Origin of the sequence: Bacillus cereus group sp. BfR-BA-01523, from assembly GCF_022662615.1 — a bacterium.
GTDB classification, from domain to species: Bacteria; Bacillota; Bacilli; order Bacillales; family Bacillaceae_G; genus Bacillus_A; species Bacillus_A mycoides.
The window spans coordinates 1-2,539 of record NZ_JAKUDX010000030.1; the positions used below are offsets into that span (position 1 = coordinate 1).

The following is a 2,539-nucleotide window of genomic DNA, read 5'->3' on the forward strand; positions in this document are numbered from 1 at the left end:
GTTTGTCTAGCATCTAAAAATAAAAATTGACGTTCACGTTGTTTGTTTCGTTCAGTTTTCAAAGAACTTGTTTGCCGCTCATTTGCGACTCCCTTATGTTAACATTTTCATGTTTCAATGTCAACTAAGTTTTTCATTTTGTTTTGTCGCTTTCTGCGTTGTTGCTATCGGCGACTTGTTCTATATTACACCTCTAACCTACAATCGTCAATATGTTTTTATAAAAAACTTCATTTTTTTATAAATCCTATTTACGTTATTAATTTATCTATTTATATACCTCTTCTATAAGAATAGAATAGCAACCCATGAAACACTCTATGGGTTGCTATTCTATCATAAAAACTATTGTTCTTTTGAAGGTACAGAACAACTTTCATCCGTACAAGACATATCGCTTCCACCCTCTGAAGAAAGCTCTTGTAACTTAGGTGCAGGTTTCTCTTCTTCCCAAACTTGCTGAAGTGCACCAACAAAAGTTTCAAGTGGTTGCGCACCTGAAATAGCATACTTTTGATTAATAATAAAATAAGGAACTCCCGAAATTTGATATTGCTGAGCAATCGCTTCATCAATTCTAACATCATTTGCATATGCGCTTTTATCATTAATAACATGTAGAGCTTCTTGCTTATCTAAACCTGAAGCTTCAGCAATAGTAGCAAGCGTATCCACATCACTTAAATTTTTCGATTCAGTGAAATATGCACAAAGTAGATTTTCCGTAATCTCTTTTTCTTTCCCTTGATCCTTTGCAAATTTGGCAAGACGATGCGCATCAAAAGTGTTCGTCGGCTTCATCTCTTCAAAATTAAAACTTAACCCCATACTAGCTGCATGATTGCCTAGTTGTATATTATTACGCTTAGCTTCTTCAATACTAATCCCATACTTTGATGCAAGTACTTCATTAATACTTGTTCCAGAATAGATTGGAGCATTTTGGTCTAATTCAAAACTTTTAAACTCAACTTCAACATCTTTCTTATGCGGAAATTGCTCTAAAGCCATTTCTAATCTACGTTTCCCAATATAACAAAATGGGCATACAAAATCTGACCATACTTCAATTTTCATAGAAACACCTCATTAACATGTAGTTTTCAATTATTGTAGCACTGGCAATAAGGAATTCAAAAATTTATGCTTCAAACCTTATATACTACAAACTAAAATGAGCTTTTAAATAGAAAAAACGATAATCAAAAGTATAAAAACATTTTCTTCTGATTATCGCATATACAAAATACAAATCTAAAACAATCTAATTACGCTGGAATGTATCTCCCCACGAACTCCCATATGGTATTCCAATATTTATTCGAATCTACCTTCTCAGCTTCTCCATGTCCAGCACCTGGAACAATTAATTTCTCTTTTTCTACTTTTGCAGCATTATATACTTCATCTAACATTTCATAAGGAACGAATGTATCAGCGTCCCCATGAATAAATAGCATCGGTGTTTTACTTTTCGCTACTTGTTTTACAGCTGAAGCTTCTTCTAAATCATATCCAGCTCTTAATTTTGCAACTGTATTTGCCGCATTCATAACAGGAAACTTCGGCAAGTGGAATAAATCGTTTAATTGATAAGTAAATTCATCAATAACAGTTGAGTATCCACAATCTTCAATAATAACTTTAACGTTAGAGGGTAACTCTTCACCTGAAGTCATCATTACAGTTGCTCCCCCCATTGAAACTCCAAAGAGTGCTATTTCAGCATTAGGGTCTTTCTTTACAATTTGTTGAATCCAAATCAAAATATCTTTACGATCGTGCCAGCCCATCCCTATATAATCACCTTCACTATTTCCATGCCCACGAAGATCTGGCGCTATGACGTTATATCCTTCTTCATAAAAATTCCGGATATATTTCGTCATTTTCGATGCCCTACTATCATATCCATGAACTACAATTGCCCATTTATGGCTAGATTGTTCATTCATATATTCATAACCTGTTAATTTCAACTTATCGAAAGAATTTATGTTTCGTATATTAGGTTTATGATTTGATACAAAGTTCGCATCCTTTTCTTCATTTGTAGCAAACACACCTCCCGATGCATTCACAGTTTCTACTAAGTGAGGATTATCCTCTAAAAACTCTTTCTCTTGTTTCGCATTCAACGCATAATTATAAAAATAATTCCCGACTAACATATAAGTAATTGCTAGAAGGACTAAAACCACTATAGTAACTACACCTATCTTCTTCATATTATCTCCTTAAAAAATTTAAATCTCCCTATATTAAAGTACCTCAAAAAACAACTGTACTATTTTAACACACCGATAGATTGCTTCTACAAAAAATAGAATAGAAAATCTTAAACTACACATCAAAAATGATGAAAGAAAATGAATATGAGAGGATCAAAATAATAAGGATTACTTACTTGAGGCTGATAAGAAGTTTAAAACACAAAAAAGACGAGTCATTCTGACTCGTCTTAAAGTTGCTTGGCGACGTCCTACTCTCACAGGGACAAGGTCCCAACTACCATCGGCGCTAGAGAGCTTAACTTCCG

General features: G+C 33.8%; 2 protein-coding genes. Both read right to left on the reverse strand.

Annotated elements, in window-relative coordinates; genetic code table 11:
• Nucleotides 1-345: 345 nt before the first annotated feature.
• The gene (locus tag MR066_RS26940) at nucleotides 346-1,077 is read right to left on the reverse strand and encodes a DsbA family oxidoreductase (protein ID WP_088038211.1); all 732 of its coding nucleotides are present in this window, start codon (nucleotides 1,075-1,077) and stop codon (nucleotides 346-348) included.
• A 191-nt stretch (nucleotides 1,078-1,268) separates the two neighbouring features.
• Complete coding sequence (locus MR066_RS26945) at nucleotides 1,269-2,228, reverse strand: alpha/beta hydrolase (RefSeq protein WP_242249047.1); 960 nt, start codon at nucleotides 2,226-2,228, stop codon at nucleotides 1,269-1,271.
• Between the last annotated feature and the right edge of the window lie 311 nt (nucleotides 2,229-2,539).

Excerpts from the sequence above, each read along its gene's own strand:
- MR066_RS26945 (WP_242249047.1), bottom strand. The coding sequence starts at position 2,228 with ATGAAGAAGATAGGTGTAGTTACTATAGTGGTTTTAGTCCTTCTAGCA.
- MR066_RS26940 (WP_088038211.1), bottom strand. The coding sequence starts at position 1,077 with ATGAAAATTGAAGTATGGTCAGATTTTGTATGCCCATTTTGTTATATT.